17 protein-coding genes are annotated in these 19,515 nt (G+C 63.1%); 5 read left to right on the top strand and 12 right to left on the bottom strand.

Features of this window, described 5'->3' with window-relative positions; translation table 11 throughout:
• Positions 1-9 precede the first annotated feature (9 nt).
• The 5 genes from ACPPVP_RS00170 to tsaB form a co-directional block, all read right to left on the bottom strand.
• On the bottom strand, positions 10-1,971 hold the full coding sequence (locus ACPPVP_RS00170; RefSeq protein WP_426530153.1) for a glycosyltransferase family 39 protein: 1,962 nt from the start codon (positions 1,969-1,971) through the stop codon (positions 10-12).
• Between the two features lie 101 nt (positions 1,972-2,072).
• A complete protein-coding gene (locus ACPPVP_RS00165; RefSeq protein WP_426538364.1) occupies positions 2,073-2,747 on the bottom strand; it encodes an HAD family hydrolase in 675 nt (224 codons plus the stop codon).
• 64 nt (positions 2,748-2,811) lie between these two features.
• The gene (locus ACPPVP_RS00160; RefSeq protein WP_247782117.1) at positions 2,812-3,261 is read right to left on the bottom strand and encodes a Fur family transcriptional regulator; all 450 of its coding nucleotides are present in this window, start codon (positions 3,259-3,261) and stop codon (positions 2,812-2,814) included.
• A 52-nt stretch (positions 3,262-3,313) separates the two neighbouring features.
• A complete protein-coding gene (gene rimI, locus ACPPVP_RS00155; protein ID WP_426530151.1) occupies positions 3,314-3,799 on the bottom strand; it encodes a ribosomal protein S18-alanine N-acetyltransferase in 486 nt (161 codons plus the stop codon).
• Positions 3,796-4,497, bottom strand: coding sequence for a tRNA (adenosine(37)-N6)-threonylcarbamoyltransferase complex dimerization subunit type 1 TsaB (gene tsaB / locus ACPPVP_RS00150; RefSeq protein ID WP_426538362.1), 702 nt, complete (start codon positions 4,495-4,497; stop codon positions 3,796-3,798). The genes rimI and tsaB overlap by 4 nt, the downstream gene beginning before the upstream one ends.
• A 335-nt stretch (positions 4,498-4,832) precedes the next feature.
• Here tsaB and ACPPVP_RS00145 point away from each other — a divergent pair, with 335 nt between their 5' ends.
• Positions 4,833-6,518 carry a PAS domain-containing protein gene (locus ACPPVP_RS00145; RefSeq protein WP_426530149.1) on the top strand — a complete coding sequence of 562 codons (1,686 nt, stop codon included), beginning with the start codon at positions 4,833-4,835 and terminating at the stop codon, positions 6,516-6,518.
• 131 nt (positions 6,519-6,649) lie between these two features.
• On the opposite strand, the gene ACPPVP_RS00140 is transcribed toward ACPPVP_RS00145, so the two are convergent.
• The 4 genes from ACPPVP_RS00140 to murJ form a co-directional block, all read right to left on the bottom strand.
• Complete coding sequence (locus ACPPVP_RS00140) at positions 6,650-7,219, bottom strand: NifU family protein (RefSeq protein WP_426530147.1); 570 nt, start codon at positions 7,217-7,219, stop codon at positions 6,650-6,652.
• Positions 7,220-7,335: 116 nt separating this feature from the next.
• Complete coding sequence (locus ACPPVP_RS00135; protein ID WP_426530145.1) at positions 7,336-7,830, bottom strand: universal stress protein; 495 nt, start codon at positions 7,828-7,830, stop codon at positions 7,336-7,338.
• Positions 7,831-8,109: 279 nt separating this feature from the next.
• Positions 8,110-9,162: a tryptophan--tRNA ligase gene (gene trpS / locus ACPPVP_RS00130; RefSeq protein WP_426530143.1), complete on the bottom strand. Its 1,053-nt coding sequence runs from the start codon at positions 9,160-9,162 to the stop codon at positions 8,110-8,112.
• Positions 9,163-9,229: 67 nt separating this feature from the next.
• Complete coding sequence (gene murJ / locus ACPPVP_RS00125; RefSeq protein WP_426530141.1) at positions 9,230-10,774, bottom strand: murein biosynthesis integral membrane protein MurJ; 1,545 nt, start codon at positions 10,772-10,774, stop codon at positions 9,230-9,232.
• 312 nt (positions 10,775-11,086) lie between these two features.
• Between murJ and ACPPVP_RS00120 the strand changes: the two genes are divergently transcribed.
• The gene (locus tag ACPPVP_RS00120; protein ID WP_426530139.1) at positions 11,087-12,088 is read left to right on the top strand and encodes an adenosine kinase; all 1,002 of its coding nucleotides are present in this window, start codon (positions 11,087-11,089) and stop codon (positions 12,086-12,088) included.
• Between the two features lie 180 nt (positions 12,089-12,268).
• A complete protein-coding gene (locus tag ACPPVP_RS00115; protein WP_426530137.1) occupies positions 12,269-12,787 on the top strand; it encodes a CC0125/CC1285 family lipoprotein in 519 nt (172 codons plus the stop codon).
• A 90-nt stretch (positions 12,788-12,877) separates the two neighbouring features.
• Here ACPPVP_RS00115 and ACPPVP_RS00110 read toward each other — a convergent pair whose 3' ends face one another.
• Both ACPPVP_RS00110 and ACPPVP_RS00105 read right to left on the bottom strand, forming a co-directional pair.
• On the bottom strand, positions 12,878-14,572 hold the full coding sequence (locus ACPPVP_RS00110) for an AMP-binding protein (protein WP_426530135.1): 1,695 nt from the start codon (positions 14,570-14,572) through the stop codon (positions 12,878-12,880).
• Positions 14,573-14,773: 201 nt separating this feature from the next.
• Positions 14,774-15,967, bottom strand: a complete 1,194-nt coding sequence (locus ACPPVP_RS00105) for a serine hydrolase domain-containing protein (protein ID WP_426530133.1) — start codon at positions 15,965-15,967, stop codon at positions 14,774-14,776.
• Positions 15,968-16,321: 354 nt separating this feature from the next.
• Between ACPPVP_RS00105 and ACPPVP_RS00100 the strand changes: the two genes are divergently transcribed.
• The gene (locus tag ACPPVP_RS00100) at positions 16,322-16,642 is read left to right on the top strand and encodes a hypothetical protein (RefSeq protein ID WP_426530131.1); all 321 of its coding nucleotides are present in this window, start codon (positions 16,322-16,324) and stop codon (positions 16,640-16,642) included.
• A gap of 240 nt (positions 16,643-16,882) precedes the next feature.
• Entirely contained in the window at positions 16,883-18,376 is a 1,494-nt protein-coding gene (locus ACPPVP_RS00095) for an NAD-dependent succinate-semialdehyde dehydrogenase (protein WP_426530129.1), read from the top strand.
• Positions 18,377-18,519: 143 nt separating this feature from the next.
• On the opposite strand, the gene ACPPVP_RS00090 is transcribed toward ACPPVP_RS00095, so the two are convergent.
• Positions 18,520-19,323: a crotonase/enoyl-CoA hydratase family protein gene (locus tag ACPPVP_RS00090; protein WP_426530127.1), complete on the bottom strand. Its 804-nt coding sequence runs from the start codon at positions 19,321-19,323 to the stop codon at positions 18,520-18,522.
• Positions 19,324-19,515 lie beyond the last annotated feature (192 nt).

Raw genomic sequence — 19,515 nt, 5'->3', positions numbered from 1 at the left:
CGGGTAGGTTCAGTCTGCATTATTCCAGAGATCGAACAGTTCTGGCGGCGGAACCTCCACCCACTCATTGCCGAGGTTGATGCGGTAAGGGGTGCCGGCCGATGCGGACAGGCGCCACAATTTCGTATCGACGGGGCGGCCGTTCGCGCGCACCCATCGGGCGATCGGATCGAGCGCCGCCGCCTGCTTTGCCGGCGCCAAAGTAAATCCGCCAAGCATCACGAAGCGCAATTGCCTGTCCGCGGCCAGCCGCTCGACGTCCGAAGTCATCAGAATCGGATCGTCGCCGAGATAGCCGCCGATCGCCATGACGGGCAGGCCGGTCGAGATAATCAGCGGCGCCGCGACGTTGGCGTTGGGGACCGCGACGAGAAACTTTGCCGCCTTGCGATTGGCGGCGAGGTAGTTGGTGAGCTTCTGGCGGGCGGCGTCCAGCCGCGATGTCCGCAATGCCTGACGCTCCGCATCTGCTGGCGTGAGCAAAGCGGACATGTTGGCGACCGGTGCCGCGATGTTCGGGCGCCTGAGAACGACGCTTGCGGTAGTCAGCGTCGGCGCAACGAGCAGCGCACCGATGCAAGCGGCCACGAACAATTTTGCAAATCTGCTGCCCTGCTGCGGCCATGCAAAAAGGACGACGGCGCAAATCACCGCGATTCCGATCGACGTCAGCCACGTCACGCTGAGCCAGTCGGATCCGATCGTTCCTGATGGCGCGATGCAGAGATAGGCCTGCCAGGCGGCCGTGGCCATGATGATCAGGGGCAGGTATATCCACCCCGGCCTGCCAGCTTTCCATCGCGACCACAGCCCGGCGATGGCGATGCCGGAAAATACGGCCAGCGGCGGACCCAGCACGGCGACGTAGTAGGTGTGGATCGATCCACCGGCAAAGCTGAGCACGATCCAGTACATCACAAGCCAGCCGGTCCACACACCGGCGCTGATGCGGCGCGACACTGGCGCGCCCGGACTTGTTGCATCCGACCATGCAAGGACAAGGCCCGCGAGCGCGAGCGGCAGCAGCCAGGCGAACTGGGCTGCAGCCCGCGGCCGGAACAGGCGGAGCGGGCCTGTCGGCGAGTCGTCGGTCATCACGGGCTGCCGGACTTCCGTGGTTGCCGGATTGGCTGCGGGCGTGGACATCGCAACGAAGCGGGCCGCGCCATTATGCACCAATGCAAGCTCCAGCATGGAATTGTGTTTGGTGCTGCCCGCATAAGGCCGGTCGCGGGCCGGCGTGAGATCGAAGAAGATCGCCCATGACAGCGAGACGGCGACGAGGACGATGCCTGCCATGGTTTGCCGTCCGAGATGCCAGGTGACGGGAGCGCCCGGCCGGGCGAGGCTGAACGTCAAGGCCAGCACCGGAGCCAGCACCAGCGCAGCTCCCATCTTGACGTTGAAGCCGATGCCGATTGCGGCCATCGCGGCGCAGAGCAGTGCGAGCCGGCCGGTTTCGGCTGCCCGCATCGCGAGCCACACGGCGGCCAGCAGCACCAGGATGAGACAGCTCTCGGTATTGTTGGAACGGTCGACGGCGACATTGACCGGGCTCAGCGCAAGCGACAGCGCGGCGATCGTCCCGGCGGTCCCGCCCCAATATTTCCGTACCAGAACGTAAACCAACAGGATCGCGGCGAGTCCCGCCATCACCTGGGCGAGCAGGATCGAAAGCGCGGAAAAACCAAGCAGCTTGGCGCTGGCGGCCTGCAGCCAGATCGCCACGGGCGGCTTGTCGATGGACACAAAGCCTGCGGGGTCGAACGCGTTGAAGAGGAAATTGTGCCAGCTATCCAGCATGCTTCGCGCGCCTGCGGCGTAGTACTGCCTGCCAAAATCGTTCTGCGAAAGCTGCCAGGTTCGCGCCAGCACAGCCACCGCCGACACGAGCGTGAGCGGCAGGATTGTCTTCCATGTTTGGCTGTCAGGCAATTTCACGATGCGCGCGCTCCCCTCACGCAACTTCATCGGAAACTACCATTTGCGGGTCTCGCGCCCAGTTAACTCGCGGCAAGATTCCTGATCTGAAGGAGGCCAGCGACGCCGGACTTCAACCATGCGAAGCAGAACTAGCCGGCCTTTCGACCGACGCGCGCAATCAGCTCGGGCAGTTGCCGCATGTCGTCGAAGATCATGGCCGCGCCGGCATCCTGCAGCTTTCCGCCATATCCTTCCTGGCAATGGCTGCCGCCATGAAAGCCGAGCACGGGCATCCCTGCCGCGACGGCGCCTGCGATGCCGGCGACGCTGTCCTCGATCACGAGGCAATTTTCGGGCGGGACGTTCATCTGTTCGGCCGCGAACAGAAACAGGTCGGGTGCGGGCTTGCCGTTCAAGACCTGCGAGGACGAGAAGATATTCGGCGCAAATCGATCGTAAAGATGGGTGCGGCCAAGGGTGAGGCGCATGCGTTGTTGCGATCCGCTCGACGCGACGCAGACCGGTTGGACGATGGCATCGAGGGCTGAGTGAATGTGCGGCACGGCTTCCAGATTGGCTTCGAACGACCGGAATTGCTCGTCCTGCAATTGCACATGAAAATCGTCGGCCAACGCGCGGCCGAGTTCGGCCTCGACTTCCGAATTTGCCTGGCGCGTCGAGCGGCCAAGGAAGCGATCGAAGACCTGCTCACGTGTGATCGGATAGCCGTGTCGGCTGAGAACTTCCGCATGCGTGCGGCATGAAATGGCTTCGCTGTCGACCAGCACGCCGTCGCAATCGAAGATGATGAGGGTTGGCGTCAGATTCTTGCTTTGACGTGTTTTCTTCACGCGAACCGGTTCCCACTTCGCTCGAAAACACTATGGCCTATGTTTTGTCTTCGTCGAGCGGAACGCAATACAGTTCCAGCCGGTGATCGACCAGCTTGTAGCCGAGCTTGCGGGCGATCTCGGCCTGCAATTTCTCGATCTCCTCGGAGGTGAACTCGATCACCTTGCCGTCGCGCAGATTGATCAGATGATCGTGGTGGCTGTCGGGCATCTGTTCATAGCGCGCACGGCCTTCACGGAAATCGTGCCGCTCGATGATCCCGGCGTCTTCGAACAATTTTACGGTGCGGTACACCGTCGATATCGAGATCTTGTCGTCGACCGCGACACAGCGCCGGTAGAGTTCCTCGACGTCCGGATGATCGACCGAATCGGCAAGTACGCGCGCGATCACCCGGCGCTGCTCGGTCATGCGCATGCCGGTGGCGGCACAACGGGCCTCGATGCCGGTATTTTTATGCGCAGGCGGGGATTTCAGTGCGGGCATGGTCTCAGGGCCTTCGGACGCAGGTCGGGGGTCTTTTGCCACCACCCGCATATTACGACAAGTCACGCCGCATCAGAAGTGCATTCAATTGCTCGCCGCCGGGCTGCTGATAATAGCGTTCCCGGCGGCCGACGACCTCAAATCCGGCCCATTCATACAGGCGCCGCGCCGGTCGATTATTTTCTTCGACCTCGAGGAACACCTTGCGTACGCCGCGGCCCGCGAGATGACCGAGATGCGTCATCAACAGGTTGCGCGACAAGCCGCGGCCGCGTTGGGCCGCATCGATGGCGATCGACAATAACTCCGCCTCGTCGGCCGCCATGCGCGACACCGCAAAGCCGATAATCTTGCGTCCGGCTCTGAACCGGTGAACGAGCGTGTTGCGCTCGGTCAGCATGACCTCGAATTCGCCTTCGCCCCAGCCGCGGTGAAACGATGCGCCATGCAGTTGCGCCAGCCGCGCCGCGTCGCGTTGACTTGCTGGTTCGATCACGGCGGTGCCGCCGCTCCACCAGTCGGTGAACCATGTCATCATGACGCCGGAGGCCGTGCTACGCCGGCCAGCGGATCTTTTGGCGGCTTGGCATCGGGCGCGCGCAGATAATAGGGCCGCGCCGGTGAACTCTCGGGATCGACGGCGGCGCCGAGCCACGCCACCCAGGCGATATCGGGTGCTGCCTGCTGATCGATCTTGAACGGCGGCGCTGCATCGGGTGGCCAGCGGTCGGCCAGGATCTGCGCCGCATTGCCGACCAGATGAGGCGCACTGGCGCGCGCCGCGTCGAGCGCTTCCGCGATCGGCGCGACCTTCGGCTTGATCAATGAACTGCCGTCGCCGCCGACCATCTGGAAATAAACGTGATCATGCCGCGCATCGATGGCGGCGAGAACGGGATGAGGTTGGTCATTTTCGCTGACGACGGGGGCGGCAAAAGCCGTCAGCGTCGTCACGCCGACAACCGGCTTGCCGGCGGCAAGCGCAATGCCGCGCGCGGCGGAAAGGCCGACGCGCAATCCGGTAAAGCTGCCGGGGCCGGTCGTGGCGGCGATGCGGTCGAGCGCGGCAAAGGCAACGCCTGACGCCTTCATCACGCGCGCGATCAGCGGCATCAGGGCTTCGGCATGACCGCGCTTCATCGCCTGCGATTCCTGCGCGATCACGCCGCCTGCGCTGGTGTCGAGCACGGCCGCGGCGCAGGCATCAAGCGCGGTATCGATGGCGAGGATGAGCATGACGCCAACGTAGAGGTTTTTCAGCTCCGGTTGAATGCGTTGCTGCGCTATTTCCGCATTTGCATCCATCGCGAAGCTGTCGCCTCACCGCTCTACCTTCGGTCAGCGCTACCTGTAGAGATACCTGAAAAAAGGCTCGCGCCCCATTTTTGATGCATGTGCATTATCATGCAACTTCTGGGATGCTAAGTTATTGAAATTACGAGGAATTAAGTCTTTCTTCACCAGCCGGTGAGAGCCTGTGTCCCGACAAAATACGGGTCAATGGGGATCCGGGCGGTGCATTTTCGGCATATCAAGCCACGCCCGTCCCTGCATTTTAAAAGGGGTTTTTTATGCCTTTGTGGAAAAGCAATTCATCTGCCCGCGATGCATTGGCGCAGGCAGCCGCGATCAACAGGTCGCAGGCGGTGATCGAGTTCAAGATGGACGGCACGATCATCACCGCCAACCAGAATTTCCTCGACACGATGGGTTACCGCCTTGATGAAATCCAGGGCAAGCACCATCAGATGTTCGCGCCGCCGGAGCTGCGCGGCAGCGAGGCGTACAAAGCGTTCTGGGCCAGCCTCAATCGGGGTGAATTTCAGGCCGCCGAATACAAGCGCGTCGGCAAGGGCGACCGCGAAGTCTGGATCCAGGCGTCCTACAATCCGATTCTGGATGATGCCGGCCGGCCCGTCAAAGTCATCAAATTCGCCACCGACATCACGGAGAAGAAAATCCGCGGCATGGAGGATGCGGGCAAGCTTTCCGCCATCGGCCGTGCGCAGGCCGTGATCGAATTCAATCTCGACGGCACCATTATCACCGCCAATGAGAACTTTCTCGCTACGGTGGGCTACCGGCTGGAGGAAATTCAGGGCAAGCATCACCAGATGTTCGTGGCGCCCAGCGAGCGCGACAGCGCCGCCTATCGGGAATTCTGGGCCAGGCTCGGCCGCGGTGAATTCCAGTCGGCCGAGTACAAGCGTTTCGGCAAGGGCGGCAAGGAGGTGTGGATTCTCGCTTCCTACAATCCGATTCTCGATGACGCCGGCAAACCGTTCAAGGTGGTGAAATTCGCCTCCGACGTGACCGCGGACAAACTGAAAGCGGCGAATTTCGCGGGACAGATCGAAGCGATCGGCAAGTCACAGGCGGTGATCGAGTTCGACATGCAGGGCCATGTGCTGACAGCCAACGCGAATTTCCTTAGCGCGCTTGGCTACTCACTCGCCGAGATCCAGGGCAAGCATCACAGCATGTTCGTGCCATCGGAGCAGCGCGATGGCGAGGTCTACCGCGCGTTCTGGGCGAACCTGAACCGCGGCGAGTTTCAGTCGGGTGAATATGAGCGTGTCGGCAAGGGCGGCAAGCAGATCTGGATCCAGGCCTCCTACAACCCGATCCGCGATCTCAACGGCAAGCCGTTCAAAGTCGTGAAATACGCCTCCGATACCACAGCGCAGGTCCTCGCACGGATGCGGAGCGAAAAGGTGCGCGGCATGATGGAGTCGGTCGCGGCCGGAGCCGAGGAGCTGAACGCCTCGGTCCGCGAAATCTCGGCGGCGATGTCGAAATCCCGAGACACGGCGTTGACCGCGGTCGAGCAGGTCGAGGACGCCGATCGGAAGGCGCAGCGGTTGTCGGAGGCAGCTGAGTCGATGCGCAGCATCGTGCAGTTGATCGGCGACATCACCGGGCAGATCAACCTGCTGGCGCTCAACGCCACCATCGAATCGGCGCGTGCCGGTGAAGCGGGCCGCGGCTTTGCCGTAGTGGCCTCCGAGGTCAAGAACCTCGCCAATCAGGCCAAGCAGGCGACCGACAAGATCGAACAGGAGATCGGCAATCTCAACGGAATTTCCGGCGACGTGGTTGGAGCCCTGACCTCCATCAAAAAGGCGATCCAGGACGTCAGCGAGTACGTGACGTCGACCGCGGCTGCGGTCGAGGAGCAGAGCACCGTCACCAGCGAGATGTCGAACGGCATGCAGCAGGCCGCCGCCGAAGCGGCCAGCATCGGGTTGGCGGCTTAGGTCAGATCATCATTGTGGACGAATGTAGCGAAACGTAGGGTGGGCAAAGCGAAGCGTGCCCACCATTCGGCGATACGGATGCATGATGGTGGGCACGGCGCAAATGCGCCTTTGCCCACCCTAGGCACCGATCACATCGGCCGGACTTCGACCACGTCGGGCACGAAATGCTTCAGCAGGTTCTGGATACCGTGCTGCAATGTCGCCGTCGAGGACGGGCAGCCGGCGCAGGAACCCTTCATGTTGAGGTAGACGACGCCGTCCTTGAAGCCGCGGAAGGTGATGTCGCCGCCGTCATTGGCAACCGCAGGCCGCACTCGCGTCTCGATCAAATCCTTGATGGTCGCGACCGTATCGGCGTCGGCCTCGCTGAAGAACTCGTCTTCCTCATCGGAAGCCTCGTCATTGCCGGCGGAGCCGTCGGCGAGCAGCGGCGCGCCGGACATGTAATGCTCCATGATGGCGCCGAGGATCGCGGGCTTGAGGTGCTGCCAGTCGCCATCCGCCTTGGTCACGGTGACGAAATCGTAGCCGTAGAAAACGCCGGAGACGCCGGGGACGCCGAATAGTCTTTCGGCAAGCGGCGAACGGGCGGCGGCTTCGCGGTTGGCGAATTCCATCGTGCCGGTGTCGAGCACGGTACGGCCTGGAATGAATTTCAGCGTGGCGGGATTGGGCGTGGCTTCAGTCTGAATGAACATGATTTTTCTCCGGCGCCGCCGGTTCAAGGCCGGCGCGTGCGTCTCCTGTAGCAGATGGCGACCGCCAGTGCACGATCAAGGGGCGCAAACCAGCAATTCCGTAGATAAATCAAGCCCTAGGACAGGCCGTCGATGTCCGAATCGCTCAAATCGCCGGGCACGATGACGACGGGAATCGGGAACGAGCCCGTGACCTGCGCCATCATGGTGATCAGCGGGCCGGGGCCTTCCGGGCCGGGATTGGCCGCCAGCACCAGCATCGAAATATCGACGTCCTTGTCGATCACGTCGAGGATCTGGGCGGTGGGGTCGCCCTCGCGAATCACCCGCTCCGGCGTGATCGCGGCGATCCCGTTGGCGCGTCCCGAAGCGCGGTCGAGCGCCTCATTGGCGGCGTCCTCGGCCTCGGCGCGCATGATGTCGGCAACCCCCAGCCATTGCTGGTTCTGGTCCTCGATTTCGATGATGCGCAGCATCACCACGCCGCCGCCGACGCGGATCGCCCAGCGGCTGGCGTAGTACACCGCGCGGTCCCATTCCGCGGTGTCGTCAACGATGACAAGGCATTTTGGCTTGTGACCCGTGTCGTAGCTTCGTCGCTGGGTGGTCATGCATGTCCCGGTGCTGCGCCAAACCGACGCATGCTGCCACGGCGCAGCCGTCTTCGACAAGCGGCGCCGCGGTTCCTCAAGAGGTGATGAAACTTATCCTCCCCTGGAGGGGTCCGAGACGAGCGAAGCTCGCTCGTAGATCGACGCGCGCGAAGCGCGCGGCGAGGTGGGGTGGCGGTATCTCCACGCGCACACTGTTGGACCTGGAGAGACCGTCACCCCGCCCCGTCACGCATCTTGCGATGCGTGCCGACCCGCCCCCTCAAGGGGCGGGTGAAGCTACGGCTTTCGGATGAAACCGACGATGTCCCTGGTCGCGCGCATGGTTTCGTCGGCGATGACGCGCGCCCGGTCGGCGCCATCGACCAGGATTTGGTCGACATGGCCGGGGTCGGCGACCAGCCGCTTCATCTCGGAGGCGATCGGAGCGAGTTTTGCGACGCAAAGTTCCACCAGCGCGTTCTTGAAGCTGGAGAACTGCCCGCCGCCGAATTCCTTCAAGACGTCGGCCTTGCCGCGCTCGGAAAGGGCCGCATAGATCCCGACCAGATTGTCGGCCTCGGGCCGGTTCTCCAGCCCCTTTTCCTCCGACGGCAGCGGTTCCGGATCGGTCTTGGCCTTCCGGATCTTCTGCGCGATGGTGTCGGCGTCGTCGGTCAGGTTGATGCGCGAATTGTCCGAGGCGTCCGACTTCGACATCTTCTTGGTGCCGTCGCGCAACGACATCACCCGCGTTGCGGGGCCGACGATAAAGGGCTCCGGCTGCGGAAAGAACAGTCCGTCATTGGCGCCATGGCTGCGGATCGAATCGGCAAAATCGTTGTTGAATTTTTGCGCGATGTCCCGCGACAGTTCCAGATGCTGCTTCTGGTCCTCGCCGACCGGCACGTGGGTGGCGCGGTACAGCAGAATGTCGGCCGCCATCAGCACCGGATAATCGTATAGCCCGACGGACGCGTTCTCGCGGTCCTTGCCGGCCTTCTCCTTGAACTGGGTCATGCGGCTGAGCCAGCCGACGCGCGCGACGCAGTTGAAGATCCAGGCGAGCTCCGCGTGGCCGGAGACCTGGCTCTGGTTGAACACGATGTGCTTCTTCGGATCGATACCGGCGGCGATGAAGGCCGCGGTGACCTCGCGGGTGTTGCGGGCGAGCTCCGCCGGGCCGCCCCAGACGTCGACGCCCTGGGTGATCGCGTGCATGTCGACGACGCAATAGATGCAGTCATGGGTTTGCTGCATCTTCACGAAGTTGACGATCGCGCCGAGGTAATTGCCGAGATGCAGATTACCGGTCGGCTGGACGCCGGAAAAAACCTTTTCAACAAAAGCCATAGTCAGCTTCCCGAGGATCCCTGTTTCGCGCTGTCGTTTGCCACGCAGGGACTATTCGCGCAAGCCGCTAGCCCTTTGTTTGCCTGACGGCGTTAACCGCCTCGCGCCGGCCGGTGACGCCGAAAAGCCTTAACAACAGGCCGTAAATCGCAATTCCCGCCGCGATCACCGCGAACAGCAGGACGGCCCGCACGAGGCCGTGCGCGCCCGAGGCGAGGGCAGGCAGCCACCGCGTCGCCAGCCACAGCAGCGCGCCCATGGCGAGCGCCGCGAGTGCGATGCGCGGCAGCCGCCGGCGCGCTTCCGTATCGATCGAGAATCCAAAAGTCTCGGCGCCGCGGCGGATCAGGCTGAACGCCATGCTCCACGCGCCAAGCGCGATGGCGGCTGCGATGCCCTCAGTGCCGTACCAGCGGCTGAGCAGGAAGGCCGCCGCGATCGCCAGCACCACGCCCTTCAGCGCTGACGCCAGCGGCGTCATCGTATCCTCGCGCGCGAAGAATGCCGGCGACAATGCCTTCACCAGCACATGCGCCGGCAGCGCCAGCGTCAGCCACATCAGCGCGCGGGCGGTAGCCTTGGTATCATCGGCGGTGAAGGCGCCATGCTCGAACAGCAGCCGCACGATCGGCTCGCTCAGCACGATCAGGCCGAGCGTTGCCGGCAGCGCGAGGCCGACCGCGAGTTCGAGGCCGCGCGATTCTGCATGTGCGACGGCCGTGCGATCCTCGGCCCGCAATGCGCGCGTCAGTTCCGGGATCAGCACCGTGCCCATGGCGACGCCGACGATGCCGAGCGGCAGTTCGACCAGCCGGTTGGCGAAATAGAGCCACGACACCGCCGACGGCGACGACGAGGCGATGATCGCGCCGGCGACCATCAGCAACTGCGGCGCGCTCGACGCCATCATGCCCGGCGCCGCCTTGGCGAGAAAGCCGCGGATTTCCTTGTCGAACGAAATCCGCAGCGGTGTTGCGATGCTATCGCCACGGCGCAACACCAGAATGGAAAGCTGCAACAGGCCGGCAACGCCGACGGTCGCGGCGGCGATCTGCGCGGCACGAACAGGACTTTGCGGAAACGTCATCAGCACGGCCATGATCGCGATCAGCGCGATATTGAACAGCAGCGGCGAGAATGCCGTCAGCGCAAAACGCCCTTGTGCGTTCAACAGCGCCATCATCACGGTCACCGGGCCGGCAAAGGCGAGGTACGGCAGCATCAGCCGCGCATTGTCGGTGGCGAGCTGCAGCGTCTCGCGGCCGGAAAAGCCAGGCGCCAGCCCCGCGATCACGAACGGCATCAGCAGAGCGAGCAACGCCGTGGCTGCGATCAATGCGACCGTGATGGTGCCGAGCACGCGGCCGGCGAACGCCGCCGCGGCCACAGGCCCATCAGTTTCACGCACCCGCAACCATGCCGGCACCAGCGCCGCGTTCAACCCGCCCTCGGTCAACAGCCGCCTGACAACATTGACCAGCTGAAACGCCGCCAGGAACGCATCCGCGACGGCGCCAGTGCCGAGCAGCGCGGCCAGCGCCGAATCGCGCACGAATCCAAGCAGCCGCGAGGCCAGCGTTCCCGAGGATACCGTGAGAAAGGAGCGGATCATGAGCGGTGTATAGCAGCGAGAAGCAAGGAAACACTAACAAGCCATGCTGCTGGCGCTTGCTTCTCCCTCTCCCCGTTCTTTACGGGGAGAGGGTTGGGGTGAGGGGCTCTATCCGCGAAATGAGTTCTATCGATAGACCGGTACCCCCTCACCCGGAATTCAAGCTGCGCTTGAATTCCGACCTCTCCCCGCAAGCGGGGCGAGGTTGATCTGAGCCGCTTCCCTTGCTGGCGTGGGGCCGATCTGGTAGGCCGCAGCCTTGTTGGCCGCGCTCGGCTTCTTCGCGCAAACAGCCGTAAACAGGACGGACGAATGACTGACGCAAAATACGACGTTCTCGGGATCGGCAACGCTATTTTCGACGTGCTGGTGCAGACCGACGAGGGCTTTCTCGCCCGCCACGGCATGACCAAGGGCGGCATGGCGCTGATCGACGAGGCCAGAGCCGCCGCCATCTACAAGGACATGGGTCCGGCGACCGAAATGAGCGGCGGCTCCGGCGCCAATACCATCGTCGGCCTTGCCAGTTTCGGCGCCCGTGCGGCCTTCATCGGCAAGGTCAAGAACGACCAGATCGGCGGTCTCTACACCCATGACATCCGCGCGGCCGGCGCGGCCTTCGAGACCAAGGCGGCCAGCACCGGCCCCGCCACCGGCTGCTCCTACATCCTGGTGACGCCGGACGGCGAGCGCACCATGAACACCTATCTCGGCGCCGCGCAGGATCTTAACTCATCGGACATCGATGAAGCGCAGATCGCAGCCGCGCGCATCGTCTATCTCGAAGGCTATCTCTGGGATCCGAAGAACGCCAAGGAAGCCTTCGTCAAGGCAGCGACCATCGCGCATAAGGCCGGCCGGCAGGTGGCGCTGACGCTGTCGGATTCCTTCTGCGTCGATCGTTACCGTGACGAGTTTCTCGACCTGATGCGCAAGGGCACCGTCGATCTCGTGTTCGCCAACGAGGCCGAACTGCATTCGCTGTACCAGACCTCGGATTTCGAGGGCGCGCTGAAGCAGCTCCGCGCCGACACCAAACTCGGGGTCGTCACCCGCAGCGAGAAGGGGTGTGTGGTGGCCGCGAAGGATGGCGTCACGTCCGTGCCTGCGTTCCCGATTCAAAAGCTCGTCGACACCACCGGCGCCGGCGACCTGTTCGCCGCCGGCTTCCTGTTCGGCCTCGTGCGCAATGCGGGCCATGAGGCGGCGGGACGGCTAGGGGCGCTGGCGGCGGCCGAGGTGATCCAGCACATCGGGGCTAGACCGCAGGTGTCGCTGAAGGAACTGGCTGGGCAGAACGGGCTGCCCGTGTAGCTCTCGCTCCAAAAGAGCTGTCGCGATTTTGTGCTCATATCGTTAACGCGACGCTTTCCTGCGGCAGCAACGCCACGCGCGCCGGGAGCGGTGCGTTCACATTATGGATTCAGCGTGCAGTTCGCCCCATTAGCCTTTGTGGTCATACCTTCGGCTCGCATCTCTCCTTGATCTCGCCCCGTGGTTGCGAATAAATCAAAGCGGCTGGGGGGAAATCAAATGCGTACACTTGGAACGATCGCGTGCGTCATCACGCTTGGCCTGTTGTTGATGGGCTGCGGTACGAAATATCAGGAGATGGGCTTTACGGGCGGTGTCGCAGCGGAGCAGATCACCAAGGACACCTATCGAATCGTCGCACGCGGAAATGGAAATACGCGCTCCACGACGATTCAGGACTACGCTCTCCTGAAGGCTGCCGAAACCACGAAGGATGCGGGCGCAACGCATTTCGTCATCATCAGCGCCGCTGATGCGACCACTGCTGCAACGGTCGTCGTGCCAGGAACGAGCACCACCACATTCAGCGGCAACACGGCCTATACGACGAGGTCGGCGGGATACGTCGACAACATCATCAAGCCGGGCCAGGACGTCCACATCCGAGTCTTGAAGCTTGCGGCGGGCCAGCAGATGCCGGGCGCCTACTCCGCAGACGAGATTATCCAATTTATTGGTCCGAGGGTGAAGCGGGACTGATCTCCCGATTGCTTCGCTTCGCTCGCAATGACGACGGTGGTTGCGGCGAGGGCGAGCCACGCAACGAAGCGCCACCCTGCTTTTTCTTTTTTAAGCCGTCTTCGCCGCCTTCAGCCCCAGCTTCGTTTCCACCGCTTCCCGCATCAGGAATTTCTGGATCTTGCCCGTCACCGTCATCGGAAATTCGTCGACGAATTCGACATAGCGCGGGATCTTGTTGTGGGCGATCTGGCCGTGGCAGAAGGCGCGGACCTCGTCAGCGGTGAGCACCTCGCCGGGCCGGGTGCGGATCCAGGCGCAGAGTTCTTCACCGTAGCGATCGTCGGCGACGCCGAAGATCTGCACGTCCTGGATCTTGGGGTGGCGATAGAGGAATTCCTCGATCTCGCGGGGATAGAGATTTTCGCCGCCGCGGATCACCATGTCCTTGATACGGCCGACGATGTTGCAATAGCCCTCGGCGTCGATGATGGCGATGTCGCCGGTGTGCATCCAGCCATTGGCGTCGAGCACGTCGGCGGTCTTTTCGGCTTCGTCCCAGTAGCCCAGCATCACGCTGTAGCCGCGGGTGCAGAGTTCGCCGCGTTCGCCGCGCGGCACCACATGTCCCTCGAGATCGACGACCTTGACCTCGACATGCGGATGGATGCGGCCGACGGTGGAGACGCGACGTTCCAGCGGGTCATCGGTCGAGCTCTGAAAACTCACCGGCGAGGTCTCGGTCATGCCGTAGGCGATGGTCACTTCGCCCATGTTCATCTCGTTGTTGACGCGCTTCATCACCTCGATCGGGCAGGGCGCGCCCGCCATGATGCCGGTGCGCAGCGATTTCAGGTTGAAGCGTGCAAATTCCGGATGATCCAGTTCGGCGATGAACATGGTCGGCACGCCGTAGACCGCGGTGCATTTTTCGCGCTCGATCGTCTGCAGCGTCGCCAGCGGATCAAAACCTTCGCCGGGGTAGACCATGGTCGCGCCGAGCGTCACCGAAGCGAGATTGCCCATCACCATGCCAAAGCAGTGATAGAGCGGCACCGGAATGCAGATGCGGTCCTGTTCCGTGAGCCGCATCGCGCGGCCGACGAAATAGCCGTTGTTGAGGATGTTGTGGTGCGTCAGCGTCACGCCCTTCGGCGAGCCCGTGGTGCCGCTGGTAAATTGAATATTCACCGCATCGTCGAACTGCAGCGTCTTGCCGAGTTCGGCCAGCTGTTCGCGGTGCTGCGCGCCGCCCATTTTGGTGACGTCCTCGAAGGCGATGGTGCCCGGACATTTGGGGCCGCCGATCTGGATCACCGCGCGCAGTTGCGGCAACCGCTGCGCCTGCAGTTCACCCGGCTGCGATGCCGCAAGCTCAGGCAGCAGCGTGTTCAGCATCTCCATGTAGTTGGAGGTCTTGAAGGCGGTCGCGGTGACGATCGCGACGCAGCCGACTTTGGCCAGCGCGAATTCCAGTTCGCTCAGGCGGTAGGCGGGATTGATGGTGACGAGAATGAGCCCGGCTTTGGCAGCGGCGAATTGCGTCAGCGCCCATTCCGGCCGGTTGAGCGACCACACCCCGATCCGCGCGCCGCGTTCGAGGCCGAGCGCGAGAAAGCCCGCCGCCAGCGCATCGACGTGACAGGCAAACTCTTTCCAGGTCCAGCGCACGTCATGGCTTGGCGAAACCAGCGCCTCGCGATCGCTCCAGCGCGCAGCGGCCTGATCGAGGCAGCGCCCGATGGTGTCGCCGAGCAGCGGCGCGTTGGCGGTGCCGCAGACGTAGCTGTCGAGGGTGTCGGTCAAGGCGGGGTTCTCCGAGTATGAGATTTATAAGTACGAGATTAGCAAGTATGGGAATCTGCAAGTGTGAGGTGGGCACTTGTGAGAGAAAAAAATGCGCCGCGATCACCGCCGCGCCCTCTCCCTGACCCTCCCCCAAGTGGGGGAGGGAACGTGCGCGCCGTGACGCCCGAAGAGCAGGGGCGATCACGGCGCCTGTTGCAATCACGCCGCGCGCTGGCCGCTGCCGGCATCGAGCCCCGCATAAACCCCGCGCTCAAACCCCGCAAACGCTTCCAGGGCCTTGTGGTCGACGAACGGCAACAGCTGCATCAGGATCACGCCGGCGACGTTGCGTGCCGGATCGATCCAGAAATAGGTGTTGGCGAGGCCGGCCCAGGCGAGGCTGCCGGCGCTGCGGCCTTCCGACGTCTTGGCGGTGTTGATCAGGAACGAGAGGCCCCACTTCTTGACGATGTCGGGATAGAGATCGACATCGTTGGTGTACATGGGCGCCATCGTCGGCATCTTGCCGACGGTGAGATCACCGATGTGGTTCTCGCCCATCAGCGCGACCGTCTCGGGCTTCAAGAGCTGGTTGCCGTTGCCGCGGCCCTTGTTGAGGATCATCTGGGTGAACTTGATGTAATCAGCCGCCGTGCCGTAGAGGCCGCCGCCACCCATGTGAAATTCCGGATTCTGTTCCAGCTCGAACGGGATTGGCGCCAACGATCCGTCCTCGCCGCGCGCATGCATGCCGACCAGCCGCTGGCGCATCGATTCCGTGATCTTGAAGCCGGTGTCGTTCATGCCGAGCGGCGCGAACATGTTCTCGCGCAAATACACGTCGAGCTTCGTGCCGCTGGCGGCTTCCACCGCCTTGCCGACGAAATCGATGTTGATGCCGTATTCCCAGCGCGTGCCGGGATCGGTCATGATCGGCCCCTTCAGCGCGGCGTTCAGGCAGGAGAAGATGTTCGGGGTTCCGGTCTTGTCCTGGTATTTCCCCATGTCGCCGTTCCACACGTCGTAGCAGAAGCCCGCGGTGTGGGTCATGAGGTGACGCAGCGTGATCGGCTTCTTCGCGGGGCGCAGTTTTGGCTCGCCGCTGGCGTCAAAACCTTCCAGCACCTGCGGAGAGGCGAGATCGGGCAAGAGCTTGCCGATCGGCTCGTCGAGCGAGAGCTTGCCTTGTTCGACAAGCTGCATGCCAGCGGCGCATGTGATCGCCTTGGTCATGGAGGCGATCCAGAACACGCTGTCGGCGGTCATGGGATCGTCCTTGGCCAGGTCGCGCTTGCCGAACGCGCCCTGATAAATCACCTCGCTCCCGGTCGCCGCCATCGCGACCACGCCGGGAATTTCCTTGGCCTCACTTTTCTGACGCAGAATCTGATCGATCTGGGCTTTGCTTTGCATGGGTCACCTCCCGCTTTGATTTTTATGGGGTGCCGCGATCTTCCTCCCGGTCATGCGATCCCGCAAGCGGCGGTCTTCGGCGGCGGGCGACGTCGCGCGCTCGTGATGGGCAAGGCGCGTGGGCGGCGGTGGCGCGGTATGGGAGGCACAAAACTGCAACACTTCGCTACAATTGGCGGTGGATGGACGGCCTCGCCGGTGACCGGCTTAACCATCCACGATATCGTGATTTCGCCATGATTCCCCCCGCCGATTTTTTGCAGTAAAGCGTTCAGATTCCAGCACAAACGTTGCTCGTTGACTGGATCAATTGACCAAAATTGTCTCATTTCCGACGTCTTTGAAGGGTGCGCAATGATTTCGACCTGGAGTGAATGGAAGCGCTATCCCCGTCTCGGGCGTGGCGAGAACATCGAAGCGCCGATTACCCCCGGCCTCTATGAAGTCCGCTATGCCGGCACCGGCGCGCTGCACTCCTTCGAGGCGGTCGATAACGTCGCCCAGGCGCTGGCGCAGCTTTCGGTCGGGTCCAAATCCTGGTTCGTCCGCCGGGACAGCGCCAAGCTGCCCGACCTCGAATACCGGACCTGCGCGACCTCCTCGAAGGCCGACGCCAAGGCCGCGGCCCAGCGCATGATTGGCCGCCGCGAAACCTATATGAGCGGCGCGGCCTGATTGAGTCGGTCATTCCGGGGCGATGCGCAGCATCGAACTATGGGGCGCCCTTGCGCCCCTGAGAATCTCGAGATTCCCCGGTGTGCAATTGCACACCTGAGGTCTGGTCCTTCGGACCATCCCGGAATGACTACTGCCCTCAACATTGGTTGACGCAGGGTTGCCTCAGCGGGCGGTGCATTGCCGACGAGACGGGCCTATACTCGGATCAATATCCCAAGAAAATCCGAGGAGTACGCCATGAACCCGCCCGTTGCCGCTCGCGCTTCAGCTTCCACCCCCTCGCTGCACGATCGCCTGAAAGACCCCTCGCTGCTGCGCGACCGCTGCTACATCGACGGCGCCTGGGTCGGCACGCCGTCGCGTCCCGTTACCAACCCGGTCAATGGCGTGGAACTGGCGAAGGTGCCGGCGTTCAGCACCGCGGAAGCAACGCAAGCGGTCGAGGCCGCCGAACGCGCGTTCCCGGCCTGGGCCAAGCTCACGGCAAAACAGCGTTCCAATATTCTGCGAAAGTGGTTCGACCTGATCATCGCCAACCGCGAGGACCTCGCGTTGATCCTGACGTCCGAGCAGGGCAAGCCGCTGGCCGAAGCGCTCGGTGAAGTCGATATCGGCGGCGCCTATGTCGAGTTCTTTGCGGAGGAAGCCCGCCGCGTCTATGGCGAAACCATTCCGACGCAGCGGCCGGATGCGAGGCTGCTTGCGATCAAGCAGCCGATCGGCGTTTGCGGCGCTATCACGCCGTGGAATTTCCCGTGCTCGATGATCACTAGAAAGGTCTCGCCGGCGCTCGCCGCCGGCTGCACGGTGGTCCTCAAGCCGGCCAATGAAACGCCGCTGACCGCGCTGGCGCTGGTCGCGCTCGCTGAAAAGGCCGGCGTGCCGAAGGGCGTGTTCAATATTCTCACCGGCAATTCATCGGCGATCGGCAAGGTGCTGTGCGAACACCCCGCCGTGCGCTTCGTCGGCTTCACCGGCTCGACCGAAGTTGGAAAAATCCTCTATCAGCAGGCCGCCGTCGGCGTGAAGAAGCTCGGCCTCGAGCTCGGCGGCAACGCGCCGTTCGTGGTGTTCGACGACGCCGATATCGACGCCGCGGTCGAGGGCGCGATGGTTTCCAAGTATCGCAACATGGGCCAGACCTGCGTCTGCGCCAACCGCCTCTACGCCCAGGACAAGATCTACGATCAGTTCGTTGAAAAGCTTTCAAAGAAGGTCGCGGCGATGAAGGTTGGCGACGGCACCGAAGCGGGTGTGGTGCAGGGCCCGCTGATCAACATGGAAGCGATCGACAAGGTCGAGAAGCACATCGCGGACGCGGTGAAGGGCGGCGCCAAGATCGTCACAGGCGGCAAGCGCCACGCGCTCGGCGGCAGCTTCTTCGAGCCGACGGTACTTTCGAATGTGAAGCCGGACGCGCTGGTCGCGCACGAGGAAACCTTTGGTCCGCTCGCGCCGGTGTTCCGCTTCAAGGACGAGGCCGAGGTGATCGCGATGTGCAACAACTCGCCGTTCGGACTCGCCTCCTACTTCTATTCCCGCGATCTCGGCCGCGTCTGGCGCGTCGCCGAAGCGCTGGAATCAGGCATGGTCGGCGTCAACACCGGATTGATCACGACGGAAGTCGCGCCGTTCGGCGGCGTGAAGGAGTCAGGTCTCGGCCGCGAAGGCTCGCATCACGGCATGGAAGAATATGTCGAGATCAAATACGTGATGATGGCCGGGGTGTAGCCTTCAAACTCCGTTGTCGTCCCCGCGAACGCGGGGACCCATAACCACAGGCTTTAGTTTTGAAAGAAGCTGGAGCCACAGCATTCGCGGCAATAGGCATCGGTGGTTATGGGTCCCTGCGTTCGCAGGGACGACCGTTCGTGTCAGTCGCTTGCGTCACCGGCAAACGCGCCGTGACGTCCGACGCCGGAGGCGAAGCGCGTCGCGCCTGACAGCGTTTCGCCCGAGGAGATGACCTCGATCCCGCCGCGCATTTCATTGGCGATCGCTTCTTCCTCGGAAAGATCCCATTGCCGCAGCGCCGACAGCCGGTCGGCACGCATGCATTTCTGCGGGAAGCGCGCGATCTCCCGCGCCAGTGCAATCGCCTGCGCGAACGCCTCGCCGCGGCCGACGACGCGGTTGGCGAGCCCCATGCGCAGCGCCTCGTGCGCGCCGACCGGGCGGCCGGTGAGGATCAGGTCGATTGCCTGCGAATGCCCGATCAGCCGCGGCAGGCGGATGGTGCCGAGATCGATCAAAGGCACGCCGAAACGGCGGCAGAAGACGCCAAAAGTCGCGTCGTCGGCGACCACGCGCATATCCGCCCACAGCGCCAGCTCCATCCCGCCGGCCACCGCAAAACCTTCCACTGCGGCAATCACAGGCTTTGACAGCCGCAGCCGGCTCGGCCCCATCGGTGCGATCGAGTCATGGCCGCCGAGTTCGCGCTTCTTGTTGGGATCGCCCGCCGCCACCGCCTTGAGGTCGGCGCCCGCGCAAAAATAGCCGCCGGTGCCGGTGAACACGGCGACCGAGGCTGCTTCATCGGCATCGAAGGCAAGGAAGGCATCATACAGCTTTCGCGCGGTCGCGCCGTCGACGGCGTTGCGGCAATGCGGGCGGTTGATGGAAACGATGGTGACGGGACCATCGCGTTCGACAAGCACGGAATGGGCTTCGGACATGGTGCGCTCCCTCGCATTCTTTATGGAGGGAGTTTCGCACCCGAGGGGCCCAATGGGCAATCCTGTATCCGCGCGTCATTGCGAGGAGCGAAGCGACGAAGCAATCCATCTATCCCAGCGTTGAGCCATGGATTGCTTCGCTTTGCTCGCAATGACGTGGAGGGAGCCGTCGCTTCCGTGCGCAAACGCTTC

It is taken from the genome of Bradyrhizobium sp. McL0615 (assembly GCF_049993905.1).
Taxonomy (GTDB): Bacteria; Pseudomonadota; Alphaproteobacteria; order Rhizobiales; family Xanthobacteraceae; genus Bradyrhizobium.
This window is presented reverse-complemented; position numbering and strand designations above follow the sequence as displayed.